This window comes from Alishewanella sp. HH-ZS, assembly GCF_001704375.1.
In the GTDB taxonomy this organism is placed as follows: Bacteria; Pseudomonadota; Gammaproteobacteria; order Enterobacterales; family Alteromonadaceae; genus Alishewanella; species Alishewanella aestuarii.
Window position 1 is genome coordinate 56,191 of record NZ_LZEJ01000002.1, and the last position, 22,858, is coordinate 79,048.

Here is a 22,858-nt window from a genome sequence, read left to right on the forward strand (position 1 = left end):
TTTTTTGGCTAGTTAACGCCCTAGGTCCCCAGAGGATTCTTTAATTCCAGGTTGGCTAAGTGTAGCAGCTGGCCGTTTAACAGTACCTGAACCACCTCACCCTGGCTATTCAGTAGTAAAAAGGTCGCACCTTGCCGCAACTGTGGCGAACTTTGCGTTGGCCGCAGCGGATTAACCAGTACCGGTAACCGGGTTTGTCGCTGCAGCAATTTGGCGTCACCGCTAAAGTGGGTATAACCTTGCCGTAATAGCTGCTGATAACGCTGATCGTCCAACAGTAATGGCTCGCTCAGCGGATAGGCACGGCCTTGCTGATAACGCAGCCCCGTCACGTCGAACAGGTGGTAGGCGCCGTAGCCACTCAGATCGCCCAGCTCATGGATCCGGGCATAGCTATCGCCTTCGGTATGAAAATTCACGCCGATATCCAGCACCGCCTCAGTGTCCGCAACCCGGACCTGCAGATTTTTCAGGATCAAATCTTTTAAGCCACCACTGCGGTTAAAGGGGATCGCTTCATAATCACTGAGTGGGGCCGCACGATAACTGCCGCTGGCAATCGCATTTAACCAGGCCACATACAACTGGAAATTCAGCCGCCGTGCCACCTGGCGATTATCGTCGGCACGATGGCCTCCGGCCTCGACTAACACCGTACTGATGCCCATACCGGCAAAGGTATCGCCAAAGGAGCGTGGCGACCAGGTATCGTTATAGCGGCCCAGATGTTCCGGGATCTGAGTATCCAACCAGGGTTTGATATGCGCAATCAGCTGCATCGCACGCCGGCGGCTGTCGTTAATGTCGCGAGCTGCGTTATAGGCCGGTGCCAGCAGTGAAATGGTTGCCGGGTTCGGAGCCTCACCGGCGGCATGAAAGCGGTTCTGGTCATGCAAGTTAAAGCCATAATCTGGCTGGATTTGCCGCGCCAGCTGCATCAGCAGGCGGCCTTCCGGACTCTGTAGCGCCAGCGCATCACGGTTAATATCTATGCCCTGGGCATTGACCCGGCTGTTCCGGGCGGCACCATCAGGGTTCAGCATGGGCACCAGATACAGGGTGATTTCGGAAAACCACTGCTCGCGCCAGGCCTGTTGCTCTGGTGCCAGCGTATAGCGCAATAAATCAAATAAGGCAGCGGTTGCGGTATGTTCATCGCCATGCATCTGCGACCAGGCCAGCACGCGTTTTTTGCCTTGCCCGAGCTTAAGTAAATAGATTGGCCGGTTTTCCACCGAGCGGCCCAGCTCGGTCACCGTTACTGCCGGATCGCTGGCATACTGCTTAATTAAAGGTTCAATATCAGCCAGTTGCAATCTGGGCTTATCGAAGCCTGGTTGCAGGTAAGGTTGATAATGTTCAAGTGTCGTTGCCTGTGCCATCGTCATGCCAGCCACCCAGAGTAAGATCAGTAACCATTTATTCATAATAAACCCCTTGCCGCTGCAATACTTATTCAGGCACAAATACAAAAGGTTGTAAAGACAATAACCTGGCAGCACCAAATGTCTGACAGACAAGCCTTGCAGCGCCGTCGTTTCCCCTGTATAAAATCTTAACAAAAGAAACTGTCAGCGCCAGGGTACCCTACCCCACTATCGGCTCAGTACCCCGGCAAATAAGGCAGACCGACCCCGCCAACGGAGGATTTCGTGTCAGACTGGCTTACCCTGTTACCGGCAATCGTCGCTATTGCCGTGGTGTTGTGGCGCAAGGAAGTGATCCTGGCGCTGTTGTTGTCGCTTTGTACTGCCGAATTGCTGATCTTTATCCAGCAGGGCCAGGGACTGGGCGCCAGTTTACTGTTAAACGGCAGTATCCAGACTCTGGAGCGGATTGTCGAGGTTACGGCGGATGCCGGTAATGCCCGTATTCTGATGTTCTCGTTGCTGGTCGGCGGCTTACTGGCCTATTTACGCTATTCCGGTGGCGTAACGGCGACGGTGGAGCTGTTGATCCGCAAAGGGGTAGCCCGCACCGGACGCCAGGCCGGTTTGCTGACCTTTGGCATCAGCTTCTTTACCTTTATTGAATCGAATTTAAGCTCGCTGACCAAGGGGATCAGTACCCGTGGCCTGTTTGATAAATTTGGCATGAGCCGGGCCCGGCTGGCTTATATTATCGACAGTACCAGCTCGCCAATTTGTATCATTATTTTGCTCAATGGCTGGGGCGCCTATGTACTGGGGCTGCTTAGCACCTATGAATTATCGGTGCCGGCTGTGTCTGTACTGCTGGGCACTATTCCACTGAACTTTTATGCGCTGTTTACGCTGGCAGTGGTGCTGTACACCATTATTAGCGGTAAGGTGTATGGCCCACTGCGCCGCGCCGAAAAACAGCAAAACCGGCTGGCCGATCATACCGAAATTGACACCCCCGCCAGTCACCCGTCTTATATGTTGGTGCCGTTATTAACACTGGTGTTTTCGATGGTCGCCTTTATGCTGCTAACCGGTAACGGTAATCTGGTGCAAGGCTCAGGTTCCAAATCGGTGCTGTATGCGACTGTGCTGGCGTGTCTGGTAGCATATAGCATGATGCTGTTTAGCCGGCGCTTTCAGCACCAGCAGTTGGTGAATATCGGTTTTAAAGGCATCTCAGAGCTATTACCTGTGGTTACCATAGTACTGCTGTCAATGGCGCTGGGTACCAGTTTAAAGATGCTGGGCACCGGCGCCGTGATCGCTGGCATGGTTGATCAGAGTGTGCCGCATTTTCTGATCCCGGCATTGCTGTTCCTGGCCGGTTCACTGATCTCCGTCACTACCGGCACCAGCTGGGGGACCTTTGCGATCCTGGTACCCATTGGTATGCCAATGGTGACCCTGCTGGAGTTACCACCCCAGTTGGTGTTAGCGGCCATTTTAAGCGGCGGCATTTTCGGCGACCACTGCTCGCCAATCTCCGACAGTACCGCAGTCAGCTCGGTTGCTGCCGGCTGTGATCTGCTGGAGCATGTAAAAACCCAGCTGCCTTATGCGCTGTTTTGTGGTCTGCTGGCCCTGCTCGCCTTTACCCTGACCGGCTGGATGATGATCTAAGCTGTGCCGCGCCCCGGTATTAGTGTCCGCCACGACAACGTGCTACACTGCCGGGGCCGTTGTTAAAAAGTCAAGAAGTCCTGTCTATGGCCCGTAAAACCAAAGCTGAAGCCGAAGCCACCCGCGAACTGATTCTGGATGCGGCTGAACAGTTGTTTTTTCAGCATGGCGTATCCCGTACCACGCTGGAAAAAATTGCCGCCGCTGCCGGCGTTACCCGCGGTGCTATTTACTGGCATTTTGAGAATAAATCAGCACTGTTCAGCGCTATGCTGGAGCGGATCCGGCTGCCCTTTCAGCAAATGCTCGGCCAGCTCGATATGCTGCAGCAGGGCGATCCGCTGGCACAACTGCGCGATTTTCTGATCCAATCGTTAACGTTGATCAGCAGCAGTGAACGACACTTCCGGGTCTTATCGATCGTATTCTTACGCTGTGAATATATTGATGAGCTAAATCCCGCGGTGTCGCGCCAGGAGGAGCTGGACAAAACAGCCAATGCCATTATCAGCCGCGCCTTACAACGTGCCCGGAGTGCTGGCATGTTGCAAGCCGATGTCGATCCTGATCTGGCGGCCTGTGCCATTCATGCCTATCTGGGTGGTCTGATCCGTAAATATCTGCTGAAACCCGATTTCTGCGATCTGAAGCAGGCTGCGGCCTTTATCGATCTGATGCTAAACGGCATAAAAAAGCCAGTCTGAAAGCTGGGAATCCTTCCCGCTAAACAGACTGGCAAAGGTACAAACCTTTAAGTCGTGACACGCTTTACGCGAGACGCGGCTTAGCCGCAAAGAAGCGCATCACCACGTAGTAAAATATCGGCACCAGAAACACCGCCAACACAGTCGCAGAGATCATACCGCCGAGTACACCGGTACCAATCGCATTGCGACTGGCAGAGCCGGCGCCACTACTGATCACCAACGGCAGTACCCCTAATGAGAACGCCATTGACGTCATAATAATGGGCCTTAAGCGTAAGCGGACAGCTTCGATAATGGCGGCTTTTAGTTCACGGCCCTGTTGCTGCAGCTCGCGGGCAAACTCGACAATCAGAATGGCGTTTTTCGAGGCCAGCCCCATAGTGGTTAATAACCCGACCTGAAAATAGACATCATTGCCCAGACCACGCAAATAGGCGGCACAGAGCGCACCGAAAATCCCCAGCGGTACCACCAGAACAACGGCGAAAGGCACCGACCAACTCTCATACAGCGCCGCCAGACAGAGGAAGACCACCAGGATCGACAGCGCATATAAGGCCGGTGCCTGCGAACCAGACAGCTTTTCCTGATACGAGGTTGCAGTCCATTCAAAGTCGATACCGGCCGGCAGTTGCCGCACCAGTTGCGCCATGGTCGCCATCGCATCGCCTGAGCTGACGCCAGGCGCCGGCTCACCCTGAATTTCCATGGCGCTGACCCCGTTATAGCGTTCCAGACGCTGCGGACCATACTCCCAACGGCTGCTGGCAAAGGAGCTGAAGTTCACCATCTGGCCCTGCTTATTGCGGACATACCATTTGTTCAGATCTTCCGGCGTCATCCGGAATTCCGGATCGGCCTGTACATAGACCTTTTTCACCCGGCCGCGGTCGACGAAATCATTGATATAGGCCGAGCCCCAGCCAATAGCCAGCGTTTGGTTGATTTCACTTAGCGATACACCCAACGCCTGAGCTTTTAGCTGATCCACGTCAATTTGTAACTGGGCCGCATCTTCCATACCATTTGGCCGCACCTGCATTAACGTCGGCTCTTTTGCCGCCATGCCCAATAACTGATTACGGGCATTAAGCAGCGCTTCATGGCCAAGGCCACCACGGTCCTGCAGGTACAGGTTAAAACCGGTCGCCCGCCCTAACTCTGAGATCGGTGGTAAGTTAAAGGCAAACACCTGCGCCTCTTTAATGGTGCTGAAAAAACCGTAGGCTCGCCCTATTACTGCCTGCACACTATCTTCCGGCCCACGTTCTGACCAGTCTTTTAACCGTACGAAGGCTAAACCAACGTTCTGCCCCCGGCCGGCGAAACTAAAGCCGCTGACGGTAAAGGCAGAAATAACGGCCGGATCCTGCTGATAGTGTTGGCTGATTTTGTCCATTACCGCCTCGGTGCGCTCCAGGCTGGCACCTGTAGGTAACTGCACTATGCTAAGAAAAATGCCCTGATCTTCCTCCGGCAAGAAGGAGGTAGGTAAGCGTATAAACATTACCGCCATAATGGCCACAATGGCGCCATATACCAGCATCGAGCGACCGGGCCGCTGTAACATGCCAGCCACGCCGCGCTGATAGCCTTTGTTACTGCGTTCAAAGTTGCGGTTAAACCAACCGAAGAACCCCTTACTGGGTGGTAAATGGCCGGCTTTGAGCATGGTCGCGCACAGCGCCGGGGTAAAGATCAACGCTACTAGTACCGACAGCGCCATTGCCGTCACTATGGTAATGGAGAACTGCTTATAGATAGCGCCGGTGGCGCCACCAAAGAACGCCATCGGCACGAAAACTGCCGACAATACCAGACCAATGCCAATCAATGCGCCGGTGATCTGCCCCATCGATTTACGGGTTGCTTCTTCCGGTGGCAAACCTTCTTCAGTCATTACCCGCTCAACGTTTTCCACCACCACGATTGCATCATCAACCAGCAAGCCGATGGCCAACACCATACCAAACATGGTCAGGGTATTAATCGAAAAGCCAAAGGCGGCCATCACGCCAAAGGTGCCGAGTAACACCACCGGCACTGCCAGGGTTGGGATCAGGGTCGCGCGGAAATTCTGCAGGAACAGATACATCACCAGGAATACCAGGATCACCGCTTCAATCAGGGTTTGTACCACTGAGGTAATGGAAATTTCGACAAAGGGCGTAGTGTCATACGGAATTTCGGTGACCAGGCCAGCCGGAAAGTAAGGTTTTAACTCTTCCAACCGCTGCCGCACGGCTGCTGCCGTATCAAGGGCGTTAGCGCCGGTGGCCAGCTCAATCGCAATACCGGTGGCTTCCTGACCGTTAAAACGGCCCATGACAGCGTAGTTCTCGCCACCCAGCTCAACCCGGGCCACATCACCAAGTTTCACGGTGGAGCCATCAGCATTCACCCGCAGCAGAATATCGGCAAATTCTTCGGCTGAGGTTAAGCGGGTTTGCGCCAATATTGGGGCATTAAACTGCTGACCGGGCAATGCCGGTGCACCGCCTAACTGGCCGGCAGTGACCTGATTATTTTGCACCCTCACCGCCGCCGTAACATCAGCCGGTGTCAGATTAAACTGGTTTAACTTAGCGGCATCCAGCCAAATCCGCATCGCATACTGGCTACCAAATACCGTGACATTACCGACGCCCGGGGTACGGCTGAGCGGATCCCGCACGTTAGCGACCACATAGTCGGCAATATCATCGCGGCTTAAACTGCCGTCAGCCGAGATAAAGGCCACCACCATCAAGAAGGCGCCATTGGATTTAGCGACCCGCACCCCTTGTTGCTGTACTTCCTGTGGCAGTAACGGAATAGCCTGCTGTAACTTGTTTTGTACCTGCACCTGCGCGATATCGGCGTTGGTACCGGTTTCAAAGGTCAGAGTTAAACTGATATTGCCGGACGAATCACTTTGCGCCGACATATACATCAGGTTATCTAAACCGGTCATCGACTGCTCGATGACCTGGGTCACCGCATCTTCTGCTGTTTGTGCCGAAGCACCTGGATAGCTGGCAGAAATGGTTACCGCAGGCGGCGCAATACGCGGGTATTGCTCTACCGGCAGCTGCATAATCGACAAGGCACCGGCCAGCATAATAACGATGGCGATAACCCAGGCAAAAATCGGCCGGCTAATAAAGAAATTCGCCATCTGTTACTCCTGTACCGCTACAGCATTAACCTGCGCACCCGGCTGCACTTTTTGCAGGCCGGCAACGATTACCCGTTCACCGGCGGCCAGCCCATCCTGTACTACCCAGTACTGCTGATAACTGCGGCCAAGGGTAACTTGTCTGGCTTCAACCTGTTGCTGATTATTCACCACTAATACCTGAGTTGCACCCTTAGGCAAACGCTTTACTGCCGCTTGCGGTACCAGTACCGCATTCGTCTGCCCGGCCTGTGCCAGACTGGCGCGGACAAACATGCCGGGTAATAGCAGCCCATCCGGATTGGGGAATACTGCCCTTAAGGTCACCATACCGCTGCTGGGATCGACACTAGCTTCGGAGAACTGCAATTCGCCCTGTGCCGGATATTGACTACCATCTTCCAGCTCCAGGCTTACGCTGACAATCTGCTGCCCGTGATGCTGAATTTGTCGCCGCAATTGCAGCAGTTCACTACTTGATTGCGTTAAATCAACGTAGATAGGCTCAAGTTGTCGGATAGTAGCTAATACTTCGCTCTGATTTGCCGTTAACAGCGCGCCCTCGGTGACCAGCGAGCGACCAATTTGACCGGCAATAGGCGCAGTAATGCGGGTGTAGTTCAGGTTAATCTGTGCCACCTGCCGCTGCGCTGTTGCGGCTTGCACTTCGGCCGCAGCTTGCAATAAGGTGGCGCGCGCATCATCGACATCCTGCTGACTGACCACTTGCGAAGCGAGCAGCCCCTGTAACCGTTTCAGACGCTGCTCAGCGTTGGTTGCTGCCGCCTGTGCCCGGCTTAAATTAGCCTCTGCGGTGGCAAGTGCCGCCTGATAAGGCGCCGGATCAATCTGATATAACAGTTCACCGGCAGCCACCTGCTGGCCCTCTGTAAAGTGCCGTTTTTGCAGAATACCGCTGACCTGCGGCCGGATTTCTGCCTGTCGGAAGTCGGTGGTACGGCCGGGTAATTCCGTAACTTGCGCTAATGACTGCGATTGAACCTGATAGACCCCAACCTCCGGTAACCCGGGAGCGGTTAGCGCTTGCGGAGCCGGTTCACTGCAACCAGTTAACAGGCCAATTAGGATCGCGAAAACGCTGCTGTTGCGCAGAATAACTTGAAATTGCCGCATGCTTGCCCTTGCAGATGGAAGAATTAATCAATGGTAGGTTTTACCTGCCCTGGTTTGCTTAACAATATACATACAGGCTTGTATGTTTTCAAGCGCAGAAAATCCGTGCTGCGTTTAATGGCGTTAAGTGCGGGATAAAGTGTAGCAGCGAGTCTGTTGACCCGCTGTACGACCTTAGGCCAATGAACTGACTAAGCGGCGTTGCTCCGCCAATCCCATGCTAATGACAAAGGGGGATTCTGCCTGCTGCGCCAGACTAAAATCGGCTTTGCTTTGCCAGTTGTGCCAGTTAACCGCAATCAGACTTTGTGCGACGGCGCTACCAAGGCTACTGCCAGGGCCCAGTAAGATCAGGTGATCCGGCGCAAACTCTTTTACTGCTACCTCAATAGCCTTACTAAAGTGATAGGTCTGACAGACCTGATCGCCAAGGGTATAGGCTTTTAGTGCCGCGGCCTGGGCTAAACCAGCCGGCCAAATCTGGCCGCGGCCATCAATCAGCGGGAGTTGCGGTGGGTGAAACAGTTGCTCGGCAAAGCGACTCATCGCCTGATCTGAGGCCGGTTGCATCAGGGGGCTATGAAAGGCGGCATGGCCGGGTAATAACAGCGGAAAACGCTCATCACAGGGCGGCAGGGCCTGCATCGCGGCATGCACCGCCTGCTGTGTGCCGGCCAGCACCGCATAACCGCCATACACAATCGACATAAAGAGCGCACCCTGATGTTGCCATAGCTGCTCTGCTACAGCGCGTTGCTTTGCGGCATCGGGCTGCCAGTCGCTATTAACCAGCGGATAGATAAACTGCGCCCCGGCCGCCTCGGCCGTCAGCTGCGCCATACCGGTGACCAGCTGCATCTGACTGTCACCCTGCCAGACACCGGCACAGCCAAGCGCAGTATACCAACCCATAGAATTGCCGGTTACCGCCACGATCTCCACATGTTCGCGATCAATGGCCGCAAAATCAGCGATACCACAGCTATAAATCAGCGCTGCCGCATTCTCGGCTTTTAAATGCTCGCGACTACTAAAGGCCGGCGCCTGATCCAGTGCCGTTACCGTGCTTAACCCGAGCTGCTCCCGCACCGCATCAAATTGCTTAAGCCAGCTACTGTCGGCGGCGACCTGCTTCAGATAGCCCAGCTCAGTGCGGTTATAGCTGCCACGACCGGGGCAAACGACGACGGCGGTTTTTTTACCACTCATACTAACACCTCCGCAGTGAGTAACTGCTGCATGGCAGCGCTGATTTGCGCTTTCGATGGCAGTACCTGATAGGCGGCTGCCCCCAGTGGAATAAAGCTGTCTTCAGCGGTAATACGCTGGATCTGATACAACCCGGGCCGCGCTTCATGTAGCAGTGTAAACAGCTCTTCGCTGAGTGAACCGCGCCGGCGGCATTCATCCACCAGCAGAATTTTGCGACAAGGGCCAAGCGCCTGAATAATGGCATCGATATGCAGCGGCACCAGACAGCGCAGGTCAAGTAAACGGATGTCCGCTGTTTGCTGCGGTAATTCCGCTAACGCCTGGCGACTTAAGTAATAACCATTGGCATAGCTAATGACCGCCAGCTGCTCCCCCTCACCATACACTGCCGGCTCGCCGAGCGCAGGCAACGGCTGATCTGGCTCTGGGTATTGGCAAAGCCATAAGCCATCGCCCGGGTTTAGCAGATCCCGCGTCATATAGAGCGCGATCGGCTCAAGCAGGATCACCAATCGCTTTTGCTGGTAGGCCAGCTGAACCGCCTGGCGCAGCAGCAGCACCGCATCAGCGCCGTTAGACGGACAGAGCAGAATAATGCCCGGAATGTCGCGAAACACAGCAAAGGAATTATCATTGTGAAAGTGACCACCAAAGCCGCGCTGATAGGCCAGACCCGCTATGCGGATCACCATCGCATTATGGTACTGGCCATTGGAGAAAAACGGCAGCGTTGCCGCTTCACCACGGATCTGATCCTCGGCATTATGCACATAGGCCAGAAACTGAATTTCCGGAATCGGCAAAAAGCCTTGCTGCGCCAGACCAATCGCCAGCCCGAGAATACTTTGCTCATCGAGCAGAGTATTAATCACCCTGTTGGCGCCAAATGCATGGACCAAATGCTGTGATACGCCATAAACACCGCCTTTTTTGCCGACATCTTCGCCAAATAGCAGAGTTTGTGGATATTGCGCAAAGAGATCGTGCAGCGCCCAGTTTAACAGCTTGGCTAAATGCTGGCCTTTACCCAGGTTATGCTGATCATAGGCAAACAACGCCTGTCGCACAGCTGGCAGCGGCAATGGCGGTGTCGGTAAAGCGGGATAACTCGGCGCAATCGAGGCCATTACGGCGGCAGCGCTGGTCAGTTTGGGCCGGCTACTGGCCACAGCAGCCACGCGGGCAATTTGCGCCGCCAACTGCTGCACACTTTGTAACAGCGCGGCCTGCGATAAGATACCACGACTGAGTAGCATGCCGCTGCTGGCTAATAACGGGTCCTGCTCCAGCTCGGTTTCAATTTGCTGTTTGCTGCGATAGGCCACTTCCGCATCGGCGCCGGCATGACCAAATAAGCGTACCGTCGATAGATGCAGCAGCGCCGGTGCGCGTTTGCTGCGGACATAGTGTGCGGCCGCCTTGGCGACGCGCAGTGTTTCGGCTAAATCACTGCCATCAGCAGCAAAGTAGCGCAGCTCTGGCCGCTCAGCCAGGCTTTGTTCGATCCAGCCTTGCGGTGTCGGGGTGGAAATCCCCAGGCCATTGTCTTCACAGACCAGCAAAATCGGCAGCGGCACATGCTGATAGGCCGCCCAACAGGCTGAGTTAATGGCGCCCTGTGCCGTCGAGTGGTTGGCCGAAGCATCACCAAAGCTACAAACCACTATCGCATCTTCCGGCCAGTTACCGGGCTGGCCAAGCCGCTTACTAAGATCAATGGCAAAGGCAGTGCCGACCGCTTTCGGTAATTGCGAAGCAATGGTACTGGTTTGCGGCGGAATATTCAGTGCCAGGCTACCCAGCACCTTATGCCGGCCGCCGGAGATCGGGTCTTCACTGGAAGCACAAAACGACAATAACATATCGTACAGCGGCGTACTGCCAGATAGCTGCTTGCTACGCTCAATAAAAAAGGCGCCGCTACGGTAATGTAAAAATGCCGGATCGCTCAGGCGCAGCGCAGCGGCCACCGCAGCATTAGCCTCATGGCCCGCACTGCCAATGGTATAAAAACTTTGGCCTTTGGCTTGCAGTAAGCGCGACTGTAAATCCAGCAGCCGGCTACAAAGCTGGCTGTGCCACAGCCGGTACAGATCGCTATCGCTCAGGCTGTCCGGCCAGTGTGGTGTGGGTAAGGCGCCTTGTTCGATGCGCGCCAAAAACCCCTGCAACCAGGGGTGCAAGGCTTCGGTCATGCTGGCCTCCGGCTTAGCTAAAGGCTTGCAAGCCGGTCTGGGCACGGCCCAGAATCAGCGCATGCACATCATGGGTACCTTCGTAGGTATTCACCGCCTCGAGGTTCATCACATGGCGAATAACATGGTATTCATCGGCAATGCCATTACCGCCGTGCATATCGCGGGCGATGCGGGCAATCTCCAGTGCCTTACCACAGGAATTACGTTTAATCAGCGAAATGGTCTCGGGTGGCAGCAAACCGGCATCCATTAAGCGACCAGCCTGTAAGCAGGCCAGTAAGCCAATGCTAATCTCGGTTTGCATATCGGCCAGTTTCTTTTGTACTAATTGGGTTTGCGCCAGTGGCCGGCCAAACTGGATCCGATCCAGCGTATATTGCCGCGCCGCATGCCAGCAGAACTCGGCCGCACCCAGCGCCCCCCAGGCAATGCCATAACGGGCTTTGTTCAAACAGCCAAAGGGGCCTTTCAGGCCACTGACATTGGGTAATAAAGCCTCTTCCGGCACGGCGACATTATCCATCACGATTTCACCGGTAATGGAGGCGCGCAATGAGAACTTGCCTTCAATTTTTGGTGCCGACAAACCGGCCATGCCTTTTTCCAGCACAAAGCCGCGAATTTCACCGTCCAGCTTAGCCCAAACCACAAACACATCGGCGATCGGGCTATTGGTGATCCACATCTTGCTGCCGTTAAGCAGATAACCGCCGTCAATCCGTTTGGCGGTAGTGCGCATACTGGCCGGATCGGAGCCGGCATCCGGTTCGGTTAAACCAAAGCAGCCGACCCACTCACCGGTCGCTAACTTGGGCAGATATTTCATGCGCTGTGCTTCGGTACCGTATTCATGAATGGGATGCATCACCAGCGAGGATTGCACACTCATGGCACTGCGATAACCGCTGTCCACCCGCTCCACTTCGCGCGCGACCAGGCCATAGCTGACGTAGTTAACAGCTGAGCAGCCATATTTTTCCGGTAAGGTCGCGCCAAGCAAGCCGAGTTCGCCCAGCTCATTCATAATTTCACGGTGAAAATGTTCTTCGCGGTTGGCCATTAACACCCGGGTTTGTAAGCGTTCCTGACAATACTGATGGGCGGTATCACGAATGAGCCGCTCTTCTTCGGTTAACAGTTGGGAGAATTGAAACGGATCTTGCCAATCAAATTGTGGACGCGCCATCTTACACCTCATTATGTCATGGGAAACGCCTGACATTCGCTGTAATAACCGACAGTTAACGCCAAAACGTCTTACTCTGTTGCTCACTCTACTGCGGCCTGATATAAAGTTAAAATATATTAATTCTGTAGATGCTATAGCTTTTAACTATGGATATTCGCCAACTCAAATACTTTGTTGCGGTCTATGAACAGCGCAGCATCAGCGCCGCGGCGCGCCAATGCTGTGTCGCCCAACCTTCGTTATCGGCGGCCCTGTTGCAGTTAGAGCAGGAGCTGGGAGTGAGTTTATTTCTGCGCCTGCCCAAAGGGGTTACGCCAACGGAGGAAGGCGATAAGCTGTATGGCCATGCCGGTAAGTTACTGGCGCAGCTAGCCTCGCTAAAAGCCTCGTTTCAGGCCCCGGCCGCGAAGGTGCGTTTTCGCCTCGGTTTAATTCGCGCCTTAGGCGTCGAACGAATGAGTGCGCTGCTGCGTGAGTTTAGCCAGCAGGTACCGGGGCTGGAGCTGCACCTGGTCGAGCCGGATGCGCCTTGCGACGCACGGATTATTACCCCGGCGCAGCAACAAGGGGGGGAGGTATTACAACCGATCTGGCGCGACCGCTATTTATTGGCATTGCCACCGGCCTGGCCGCTCAGCCTGCAATCGCAGCTGACGCTGGACGATTTTCAGGACCTGCCACTGATTAAACGTACGCCCTGTGATGCCTGGGATCTACTGTATCCGCAGCTAAGCCGGCGCAATATTCAGCCGGCGATCCGTGCTGATATTCAAACCATAGAGTATGCGCTGGGCCTGGTGTCGGCCGGCGTGGGGTGTGCGCTGGTACCGGATTTTGACAGCTTACTGCAGCGTAGTGATGTGGCGTTAAAACCGATTGCCGGCCTGCAGCTGGAGCGCACCATTGCCCTGGCCTATCGCAGTGACAACGCCCATCCGGCCTTGCCGGTACTGCAGCAGCTTTGTAGCCAGAGTAGTGCGCTTTAAAAATAACTTAACTTCGGTAAGGCGTTAAGCAGTGGTCTTTGCAGCAAGAGGCTTTAACCAACGCTCAGCAAACTGATCGGCCGGTACCGGTTTACCAAAATGGTAGCCCTGTGCACGGGCACAGCCGAGTTGCAACAGATAAGCCGCCTGCTCTGCCGTTTCCACCCCTTCGGCAATGGTCAGCATATCCAGACTTTTTGCCATCGCCAGAATGGTTTTTACCACCATATTATGATGGTGATCACCGGGGATATTATTGATAAAGGCTCGGTCAATCTTTAGCGTGGAGGCACGAAAACGGGTCAGATAAGCCAGCGAAGAGTAGCCAGTACCAAAATCATCAATGGCCCAGCTAAAGCCCATCGCTTCCAGCTCGGCCATTTGCCGCAGTGACTGCTCCGGATTACGCATAATCAACGATTCTGTCACTTCCAGTTCAATCTGGGTGGGCGCAATACCGCTGCTACAGACTGCAAAGTCACTGACTAATTGCTCATTATCGAGCTGGCGGGCCGAGACGTTGACCGATAACCGGCCCGGCAAACGATAGCCTTTTTGCTGCCACAGATTCAGCTGTCGGCAGGCAGTTTGCATTACCCAATTTCCCAACTCCGGCATCAGGCCACGCTCTTCGGCCAGCGGAATAAAGGTATCCGGACTGACCCAACCCCATTCATCGTCGTACCAACGGCAGAGTGCTTCTGCGCCTGACAACTGGCCGCTCGCCAAATCCAGTTGTGGTTGATAGTTTAAACTGAGCTTACCACTGCGTAGCGCCAGCATAAACTTTTCTAATACCTTTTGCCGTTCGCTAAGCGCCTGGCTCATTGAAGGCTCGAACACCTTTAAGCCACTACCACTGCTTTTTGCCTCGGCCAGTGCAATACTGGCAAAACGCAGCAATTCCGGGCCATTCAGCTCTTCGGCAGTGACCAGGGCGCAGCCCAGATTCACATTCAGCGCGAAATCTCTGCCGGCACAATGAAAGGGCCACATAAACAGCTTTTGTACCTGCCGGCACAGTTGCTCCAGCTCACGGACTGAATACACCGGGCTTAAGAGCGCAAATTGATCGGCAGAATAGCGCGCCAGGTAGCAGCTCTCTGGTAAATCATCGCGCATCCGCTTGGCGGCAGCAGTCAGGATTTCATCGCCCACTTTAAAACTAAAGAGATCGTTTAATTCCTTAAACCGGCTGATATCAATCAGCGCTATGCCCAAACCGGCTCTGTTGCCATCGACTCTCGGCCAATTTTGCAACTTTTCCAGCAAATGGGCACGATTTGGCAACTGGGTGACCGCATCACGATAGGTAAGTTTGCGAATAAAGCGCTCACTCTGGCTGCGCTCCAGCTCGGCACCGACCTGAGCTGCAGCGATACGCAATACCTCACGGCTGATATCCGGCCGCGGCAAAGCCTTGGCCGCCATAATGCTTAAGATACCCAGCTTTTGGCCACTGGTATTCAGAATAGGCATGCCAAGGTAACTTTCAACCCCCAGGTCTACCAGCAACTTATCGTCCGGAAACGCCTGACATACGCCCTGCTGATACAAACAGGGCTCGCGCTCCGGCACGGTTTCGCAGGGCGTGCCTTTCAGCGGGTAGGTGATATTATCGAGCAGTTGGCCCTGGCCCCACAGCGCTATGGTGCGGGCTTCGGTTGAGGTCGCTGAGGCTTCGGCAATCAGGCAGTATTCAACGTCAAGAATTTCGGCCAGCCGCTGTACCAAGGTGGGTAAAAAATCCGGATAGCCGCTCTGTGTTAACACATCGGCTAATTGCCGGAAAATTTCCTCGGTACTAAAGCGTGCTTGCATGGTTTGGCTAACTGCTGCCTGTTGATTACCACATATTAGACATCGCACTACACCAATGCAAGCACAGTGTTAACTGACTATTTCGATGCAATCAATCGGGCAAACTTCAATACAGGTCGGTTTGTCGTAAAACCCAACGCACTCGGTGCAGCGCGATGGTTCCACCTGATAATGCAACGGCCCCATGCTAATGGCCTCGTTTGGACACTCCGGCACACACATATCGCAATTAATGCAACTTACCTCGATAACGGCCGTCATCTCAGACAATCTCTGTTGCTAAACCGGCTGCTGCCGCACTAGTAACGGGTAGCTGTTTTAGCAACATCGCATGCTGCAATAGAACCTGTGCCGGCAGCTTTACCTTTAGCTGATAACAGGCACCGGGCGCAAGCAGCAGATCCTGATCCTGCTGATTACGCAATGCTTCAAGTCGGAACGGCTGATTGCCCCGTGGCGTCATTAAAATCAGCTGATCACCAACCGCAAATTGGTTTTTCACCTCAAGTAACGCAAAGCCCTCGCTATCTTGCTCACCAATAAACTCGCCAACCAGTAACTGCTCACCCACGCTGTGACTGGTAGCATAATTTTGCGTCTCCTGTGGCTTATGGCGACGTAAAAAGCCCTCCGTAAAACCACGATTAGCCATGCCTTGCAATTCACTTAACAGCTTGCTATCAAAAGCCTTGCCGGCCACCGCATCATCAATCGCCTTGCGATACACCTGAGCGGTACGGGCAACATAATAAGGTGACTTGGTGCGGCCCTCAATTTTCAGGGAATGCACGCCCATAGCGGTTAACGCCTGCACATGCTCAACCGCGCGTAAGTCTTTTGAGTTCAGAATATAGGTGCCATGCAGATCTTCGTCGATGGTCATCAGTTCACCGGGCCGCCCTTGCTCTTCCAGCAGCGCCGGGGTACTGATCGGCTTAAATTGCCCGACCTCATCTTCTACTGCGGCATGCACCTGATAGGGCCAGCGGCAGGAGTTAGTACAGGTGCCCTGATTCGGATCCCGCTTATTGATATAACCCGAGAGCAAACAACGCCCGGAATAGGCCATACAGAGCGCGCCATGCACAAAGACCTCCAGCTCCATTTCCGGCACTTCACGGCGGATTTCAGCAATTTCCTCGACAGATAATTCGCGTGACAGAATCACCCGCTCCACCCCCTGCGTTTGCCAGAACTTTACCGCCGCCCAGTTAACAGTATTGGCCTGCACCGATAAATGTAGCGGCTGCTCCGGAAAATGCTGCCGCAGCAAATAAATCACGCCAGGATCAGACACAATCAGCGCATCCGGCTTTAACGCCACCACCGGCTGCATATCGCGGACAAAGGTGGTCAACTTGCTATTATGTGGTGCGATATTCACGACCACATAAAAGCGCTTACCCAAGGCATGGGCTTCGTTGATCCCTGTCTCCAGCGCCGCTAAATCAAACTCATTATTGCGTACCCGCAAGCTGTAACGTGGCTGGCCGGCATAAACGGCATCGGCACCATAGGCAAAGGCCAGCCGCATTGCTTTTAAACTGCCGGCGGGTGATAAGAGTTCAGGTTTAAACATCAATAGGGTCTCAGTCAGGATCAGGGCGCCGATTTTAACCGGCTATTTTCACCTTGCATTGATCCAGCGCAAGCTTCACCAGCTGACTAAATCACTCTTTCTTCATATACTGGTCAGTCCAATCTCTGTGTTCACTTCTTAAGCAGCCTTGTTCCAGATCAATAACCCTTAAACTGATACTTTTATACTACCGCCATCTTACTGCTACATTGAGCAATCTATGTCTGAGCTGTTATTAGGTACTGAAAATACCGACGCCGAGCCGACCATCGCTGAGCTGATTAAAAAGCCCTTGCTAACCTGCCCGCCACAAACCAGCCTGCAACAAGCGGCAAAGCTGATGCGCAGCCATGGCGTCAGCTGTATTTTGGTAGAAGAGCAAGGTCAGATCACTGGCATCTGGTCCGAAGCTGACACCCGGAAACTAGACTTTGCCGGCAGCAAACCGTCAGAGATCAAGGTTGGCTCAGTGATGTCATCACCGGTGATCAGTGCCAGTGGTTTGACCCGGGTTAGCGGTGCAGCCAGTTTAATGCTGAATCATAATATCCGCCGCTTGCTGGTAGTGGACCCACAACAACGGCCGATAGGGTTACTGACGCAAAGCGATATTATCCGCCAGCAAAAAATTGAATTTTATCTGCGCTTTCGGGACGTTGGCAGCTGTGTTGACAAGGCACCGCTGCATTTGGCTGCCGCCTTGCCTTTGGCTGAAGCAGTGGCGGAAATGCGCCATCACCGCGCTGACGCCGCCATTATTTGCTTTGGCGCTGATGATTACGGGTTGGTCACTGAACGCGATTTGGTGCGTTTACTGGCAGAGAACTGTGACGTGTCATCAATAGGCGAGCTGGCCAGCCGACCACTACTAACGGTAGCGCCGGAATTGACGCTGCTGCAAGCGGTAGAACAGTTAACCGAGCATGGCATTCGTCATCTTGGCGTCACCAAAGATGACAATATTTGTGGTTTACTGTCTTTTAGTGCCATTCTGCGCAATGTTGAATATGCCTATATTGAACAGCTAAAAACGGAGCTACGCGATCGCGATAACGCACTACGTACTTCGGCCGACTATTTACGGCTGGCACATAAAGTGATTGATGCGTCGATGGACGGCATTATGATCACCGATCAGCATGGCTTTATTCAGTCGGTGAATCCCAGCTTTACTAAGCTGACCGGCTACAGCAAGGAAGAGGCAATGGGTCAAACCCCACGCTTGCTCAGCTCCGGTTTGCATACTACCGATTTTTACCGCCGCATGTGGCAGACTCTGCTCGAGCAAGGCCACTGGCAAGGTGAAATCTGGAATAAGCGTAAAAATGGCGAGCTTTATCCACAGTGGCTCAGCATTACGGCCATTCGCGCCGAAGATGGCCAGATTACGCAATATGCGTCAATTTTTAGCGATATTACCGAGCGCAAACAGCAGGAAGAAAAAATTCACCAACTGGCCTATATGGATGAGCTTACCGGCTTGGCGAACCGGCGGATGTTTTTCGATCGGCTACAACTGGCACTGGCCAATGCCCATCGCCATCAACACACGCTGGCGGTGATGTTTCTCGATTTAGATTTATTTAAACGGATTAACGATACGCTGGGGCATCTGGCCGGCGATCAGGCATTAAAAGAAGTAGCAAGGCGCTTACAGGCCACGGTGCGCGAAGGAGAATCGGTGGCGCGTATTGGTGGTGATGAATTTACTATTTTGATCCCGGAAGTCAGTTGTGTGAAATCGCTGGAGCGGCTGGCACAGCGACTGATTTCGCAGTTTGAACGGCCGGTGCAGTTGCTGGAACAAGAGTTTTTCTTAACCACCAGTATTGGCATCAGCGTTTATCCGAAAGATGGTCATAATGCCGAGCTGTTAGTCAAACATGCTGATGTTGCCATGTATCAGGCAAAAAGTGCCGGCCGTAATCAGTTTAGTTTTTATCAGGCCAGTAGCGGCTTACAAAATGAAGAAGAACTAAAACTGGAGCAAGCCCTGCGCCTGGCACTGCGTCAGCAACTGCTACAGGTCTATTATCAGCCCAAATTTGCGTTACAGAGTGGCGATATTATCGGCCTGGAAGCGCTGGTGCGCTGGCAGGATGCGGAGCTGGGGATGATTTCACCAGCGCTGTTTATTCCACTGGCGGAAAAACTTGGGCTAATTCATCAATTGGGCGAACAGGTATTACGTCAGGTTTGTCATCAACTGAGGCGCTGGGGTGAGCGGGCGCTGCCGGTGGCAGTTAATATTTCGGCATTACAGCTGGCTGAAAGCGATTTTCTGCCCCGGCTACGGGCAATTTTGCAGCAAAGTGATATCAACGCGTCCCTGCTGGAGCTGGAGCTAACCGAAAGCTGCTTAATTCCGGAGCACGCCGACTATACCTTAAGTGTATTGACGGAACTCAAAGCCCTGGGCTTGCGGCTGTCGATTGATGACTTTGGTACCGGCTACTCGTCATTATCTTATCTGCGCCGCTTACCGCTGGATGCGCTAAAAATTGATCGCAGCTTTATCCGCGATTTACCGCAAAGTGAAAGTGATAGTCAGATCACCCTGGCCATTATCGCTATGGCCAAGGCATTGGGCTTAGAAGTCATTGCCGAGGGTATCGAGCAGCAGGCGCAGCGCGACTTTCTGCTGGCGGCCGGCTGCGACACCGGTCAGGGCTTTCTGGTTTCACCGGCGGTGCCGGCGACAGAGCTGGCACCATTACTAGCGCAGAGCAGCCAGCTCGCGGCAAGCTAATCCGCTACCCCCAAAGGGGTAGCCAAACGCTCCTTCATGGCAATAACAAAAGCTGCTTCACTACTTTAAGCTTACTACACAACGCCGAAGCCACCGGCTCTAACCCTGCCTGCAGGTATGAACGGTGTGCCGTGGTAATAATACCACCGGGTGTGGCGGGAAACGGCCTCACCTCCCAACCTGGAAAGGTGTCATTAGTATGCTTATTGATGCGTATCAGCGCCGTTTTACCTATTTACGGCTCTCCGTAACCGAAAGCTGTAACTTTCGCTGCACTTACTGCCTGCCCGATGGCACTGATTGCGACTCCCGGGCCGGCGAGCTGACACTGCCGGAAATCCGCCGCCTGGTTACTGCCTTTGCCCGCCTCGGCACCCGCAAAGTGCGGATCACCGGTGGTGAACCTTCGCTCCGTAAAGATTTAACGGAAATTATCGCCACCTGTAAGGCCGTACCCGGCATCGAAAAAGTCGCCCTGACGACTAATGGTTATCGCTTAAAACGTGATGCCGCCGCCTGGCAAGCTGCAGGGTTGGATGCAGTTAATGTCAGTATCGATAGCCTGGACGCGGCAACCTTTCATCTGGTTACAGGCCAGGACAAACTGGCCGACATCCTGGCCGGTGTCGCCACAGCCAAAGCCGTTGGCATTCAGCAAGTCAAAATCAATACGGTGCTGTTAAAGCAGCATAATGCGTTGGCGTTGCCGGATTTTCTTAGTTTTGTAAAACAGCAGGACGTGTCGCTGCGCTTTATCGAGCTGATGCGCACCAATGACAACCTCAACTTCTATCAGCGACAGCATTTAAGCGGCGCCAGCATTCAGCAGCAGTTGGAAACCCAAGGCTGGCAGTTACTGCCAAAAGGCCTGAGTGATGGCCCGGCGCTGGAATATGCTCATCCGCACTATCAGGGCCGCATAGGCCTGATTATGCCCTACAGCAAAGATTTCTGTGCCGATTGCAATCGCCTGCGGGTGTCCAGCAAAGGCCAGTTATATCTGTGCCTGTTTACCGACAGCTATCAGGATCTACGCAGCTTACTGCAAAGTGAGCACAGTGCGCCCTTGGAGCGCTTTCTGCAGCAAGCAGTAGCCGGTAAAGCCGAGAGCCATCAACTGCAACAGCAGCACAGTGGCAGCACCCGGCATTTAGCGCAAATTGGCGGCTAACACGCGTTTTTGACACTAGACTAGCGGAGTAACTGATGTCATTTAGCGCCCTGATTTTAGCCGGAGGCCAATCCCGTCGTATGGGACAGGATAAAGCCGAGCTGCGCCTGGGTAAGCTCAGCTTGCTACAACATATGCAGCAACTGGCACTGCAAGCCGGCGCCAGGCAAATTCTGCTTAGCCGCAATCAGCCCGGCACCACTTATATTCAGGATCTCCGGCCTGGTCAGGGACCGCTGGCCGGTATCGCTGCCGCCCTGCCTTACTGTACGGAGCCGGTGTTGCTGGTACTGCCGATTGATTTACCGCTGCTTAGCGCCAGCAGCCTGCAACTATTAATGCCCGGCGACAACGAACAAGCAGTTTGCTTTCGCGATTGGCCGCTGCCACTGGCGCTGCGCCCCGCCCCCAAGCTGGCGCTCCTGATCGAACAGCAACTGGATGCCGGTGAACGCTCAGTTAAAGCACTGCTGGCAAAACTGCACTGCACAGTACGTCCGGCGCCCGCGGCTGAACTATTTAATACCAATACCCCGGCAGAGTGGCAGCAGTGCCTGAGCGCACTGCTGCAGGCTGCCGTTTTGGAGGAACCATGTCATGACTAAAATTGCCCGGCAATTTTATCCGCTACAACTGGCGGTATTGACCGTCTCCGACAGCCGTACAGCGGAAAATGACAGCAGCGGCGATCTGCTGTGTCAGCTGTTAACTCAGGCCGGTCATCAACTGGTAGAGCGTGCGGTACTGCCGAATAACCTCTATCAGCTGCGCGCCCTGCTCAGCCGCTGGATCGCCAGTGCTGAGGTACAGGCTATTCTGATTAATGGCGGTACCGGTTACGCCGCCGATAATTGCACCGTTGCTGCTGTCACACCGTTATTGGATCAAACGGTACCGGGCTTTGGCGAGCTGTTCCGGCAATTATCCTGGCAGCAACTCAGCTCGGCGGCAATGCAATCCGGCGCTTTAGCTGGGCTGGCTAATGGCACCTTAGTATTTGCGATGCCGGGCTCAGGCTCCGCCTGCACCCTGGCGATGCAACAACTGATTTTGCCACAGCTGGATGGCCATACCGGCCCCTGTAATTTTATTCCACACCTGAAAAACAGCCCGGCCAGCGGCTGTACTACTGCGGAGACCGGCGCATGAATACCCTAACCCATCTCGATCAACAAGGTGCGGCGGCGATGGTTGATATTAGCACTAAAGCCGACAGCCAACGCCTGGCCCGCGCCGGCGCCCTGGTGCAAACCCGCCCCGAGGTAATTCTGCTGATTGAACAGGCACTGCTAAAAAAAGGCGATGTGCTGGCCACTGCGCGCATTGCCGGCATTATGGCGGCCAAAAAAACCAGCGACCTGATCCCGCTCTGTCATCCGCTGCTGTTAAGCAAAGTCAGTGTCGATTTTCAGCTGGATGCGGCCGCCGGTCAGATCCGTATCGAAGCCTGCTGTCAGCTTAGCGGCAGTACCGGTGTCGAGATGGAAGCCCTGACCGCCGCCAGTGTCGCCGCCTTGACGATTTACGATATGTGTAAAGCGGTAGATAAAACAATGACCATTAGCGATTTACGTTTGCTGGAAAAAACCGGCGGTAAATCCGGTCACTATCAATATCAACCTGAGTTGCAGCAGAACCAATCTGCATGGGAGAGCGCCGATGCTTAAAATTTTGTTTTTTGCCGCGCTGCGCGAACGTTTAGCTTGCGCCAGCACCACACTGGATATCACTGGGCAGCACCTGACCGCGCGCGAGGTGCTGAACAAACTCGCCAGTCAATCTGCGCACTGGCAGCAACATCTAGCCAACGCCGAGCTGCTGTGTGCCGTTAACCAACAATTGGTCGATTTATCACACCCGGTTGCTGCCTGCGATGAACTGGCCTTCTTTCCGCCGGTGACCGGAGGCTAG

18 protein-coding genes and 1 riboswitch are annotated in these 22,858 nt (G+C 54.1%); of the genes, 9 read left to right on the top strand and 9 right to left on the bottom strand.

The window, feature by feature from the left end; genetic code table 11:
• Window positions 1-20: 20 nt before the first annotated feature.
• Window positions 21-1,427 (bottom strand): M14 family zinc carboxypeptidase, encoded by a 1,407-nt coding sequence (locus A9165_RS01485; protein ID WP_008609356.1) that lies wholly within the window; start codon window positions 1,425-1,427, stop codon window positions 21-23.
• Between the two features lie 225 nt (window positions 1,428-1,652).
• Between A9165_RS01485 and A9165_RS01490 the strand changes: the two genes are divergently transcribed.
• Together A9165_RS01490 and A9165_RS01495 are read left to right on the top strand one after the other, a co-directional pair.
• Window positions 1,653-3,044 (top strand): Na+/H+ antiporter NhaC family protein, encoded by a 1,392-nt coding sequence (locus tag A9165_RS01490; RefSeq protein WP_065954668.1) that lies wholly within the window; start codon window positions 1,653-1,655, stop codon window positions 3,042-3,044.
• Window positions 3,045-3,130: 86 nt separating this feature from the next.
• The gene (locus A9165_RS01495) at window positions 3,131-3,748 is read left to right on the top strand and encodes a TetR family transcriptional regulator (protein ID WP_008950948.1); all 618 of its coding nucleotides are present in this window, start codon (window positions 3,131-3,133) and stop codon (window positions 3,746-3,748) included.
• Window positions 3,749-3,812: 64 nt separating this feature from the next.
• Here A9165_RS01495 and A9165_RS01500 read toward each other — a convergent pair whose 3' ends face one another.
• From A9165_RS01500 to A9165_RS01520, 5 genes are all read right to left on the bottom strand, one after another.
• Complete coding sequence (locus A9165_RS01500; protein WP_065954669.1) at window positions 3,813-6,908, bottom strand: efflux RND transporter permease subunit; 3,096 nt, start codon at window positions 6,906-6,908, stop codon at window positions 3,813-3,815.
• 3 nt (window positions 6,909-6,911) lie between these two features.
• Window positions 6,912-8,042, bottom strand: a complete 1,131-nt coding sequence (locus A9165_RS01505; RefSeq protein WP_065954670.1) for an efflux RND transporter periplasmic adaptor subunit — start codon at window positions 8,040-8,042, stop codon at window positions 6,912-6,914.
• Between the two features lie 174 nt (window positions 8,043-8,216).
• Window positions 8,217-9,251, bottom strand: a complete 1,035-nt coding sequence (locus A9165_RS01510; RefSeq protein ID WP_065954671.1) for an ACP S-malonyltransferase — start codon at window positions 9,249-9,251, stop codon at window positions 8,217-8,219.
• Entirely contained in the window at window positions 9,248-11,449 is a 2,202-nt protein-coding gene (locus A9165_RS01515) for a thiamine pyrophosphate-dependent enzyme (RefSeq protein WP_065954672.1), read from the bottom strand. The genes A9165_RS01510 and A9165_RS01515 overlap by 4 nt, the downstream gene beginning before the upstream one ends.
• Before the next feature lie 13 nt (window positions 11,450-11,462).
• A complete protein-coding gene (locus A9165_RS01520) occupies window positions 11,463-12,638 on the bottom strand; it encodes an acyl-CoA dehydrogenase (RefSeq protein WP_065954673.1) in 1,176 nt (391 codons plus the stop codon).
• A gap of 149 nt (window positions 12,639-12,787) precedes the next feature.
• Between A9165_RS01520 and A9165_RS01525 the strand changes: the two genes are divergently transcribed.
• Window positions 12,788-13,627, top strand: coding sequence for a LysR family transcriptional regulator (locus A9165_RS01525; protein ID WP_065954674.1), 840 nt, complete (start codon window positions 12,788-12,790; stop codon window positions 13,625-13,627).
• A gap of 24 nt (window positions 13,628-13,651) precedes the next feature.
• Here the strand turns inward: A9165_RS01525 and A9165_RS01530 are convergent, their stop codons facing one another.
• The 3 genes from A9165_RS01530 to yegQ form a co-directional block, all read right to left on the bottom strand.
• Window positions 13,652-15,448, bottom strand: coding sequence for a sensor domain-containing phosphodiesterase (locus tag A9165_RS01530; RefSeq protein WP_065954675.1), 1,797 nt, complete (start codon window positions 15,446-15,448; stop codon window positions 13,652-13,654).
• Window positions 15,449-15,517: 69 nt separating this feature from the next.
• Window positions 15,518-15,709 (bottom strand): YfhL family 4Fe-4S dicluster ferredoxin, encoded by a 192-nt coding sequence (locus A9165_RS16550; protein WP_083216207.1) that lies wholly within the window; start codon window positions 15,707-15,709, stop codon window positions 15,518-15,520.
• Between the two features lies 1 nt (window position 15,710).
• The gene (gene yegQ, locus A9165_RS01535) at window positions 15,711-17,027 is read right to left on the bottom strand and encodes a tRNA 5-hydroxyuridine modification protein YegQ (protein ID WP_065954676.1); all 1,317 of its coding nucleotides are present in this window, start codon (window positions 17,025-17,027) and stop codon (window positions 15,711-15,713) included.
• A 220-nt stretch (window positions 17,028-17,247) separates the two neighbouring features.
• On the opposite strand from yegQ, the gene A9165_RS17175 reads away from it, so the two are divergent.
• From A9165_RS17175 to A9165_RS01565, 6 genes are all read left to right on the top strand, one after another.
• Window positions 17,248-19,776 (top strand): EAL domain-containing protein, encoded by a 2,529-nt coding sequence (locus tag A9165_RS17175; RefSeq protein WP_057786786.1) that lies wholly within the window; start codon window positions 17,248-17,250, stop codon window positions 19,774-19,776.
• Window positions 19,777-19,846: 70 nt separating this feature from the next.
• Window positions 19,847-19,983, top strand: a riboswitch (molybdenum cofactor riboswitch).
• Complete coding sequence (gene moaA, locus A9165_RS01545; protein WP_057786784.1) at window positions 19,976-20,947, top strand: GTP 3',8-cyclase MoaA; 972 nt, start codon at window positions 19,976-19,978, stop codon at window positions 20,945-20,947. Its footprint overlaps the riboswitch before it by 8 nt.
• 35 nt (window positions 20,948-20,982) lie before the next feature.
• Window positions 20,983-21,552, top strand: a complete 570-nt coding sequence (locus tag A9165_RS01550; RefSeq protein WP_065954677.1) for a molybdenum cofactor guanylyltransferase — start codon at window positions 20,983-20,985, stop codon at window positions 21,550-21,552.
• Window positions 21,545-22,096, top strand: coding sequence for a molybdenum cofactor synthesis domain-containing protein (locus A9165_RS01555; RefSeq protein ID WP_057786780.1), 552 nt, complete (start codon window positions 21,545-21,547; stop codon window positions 22,094-22,096). The genes A9165_RS01550 and A9165_RS01555 overlap by 8 nt, the downstream gene beginning before the upstream one ends.
• On the top strand, window positions 22,093-22,614 hold the full coding sequence (moaC, locus tag A9165_RS01560) for a cyclic pyranopterin monophosphate synthase MoaC (RefSeq protein ID WP_057786777.1): 522 nt from the start codon (window positions 22,093-22,095) through the stop codon (window positions 22,612-22,614). Before A9165_RS01555 ends, moaC begins: the two co-directional genes overlap by 4 nt.
• Complete coding sequence (locus tag A9165_RS01565) at window positions 22,607-22,858, top strand: MoaD/ThiS family protein (RefSeq protein WP_065954678.1); 252 nt, start codon at window positions 22,607-22,609, stop codon at window positions 22,856-22,858. The genes moaC and A9165_RS01565 overlap by 8 nt, the downstream gene beginning before the upstream one ends.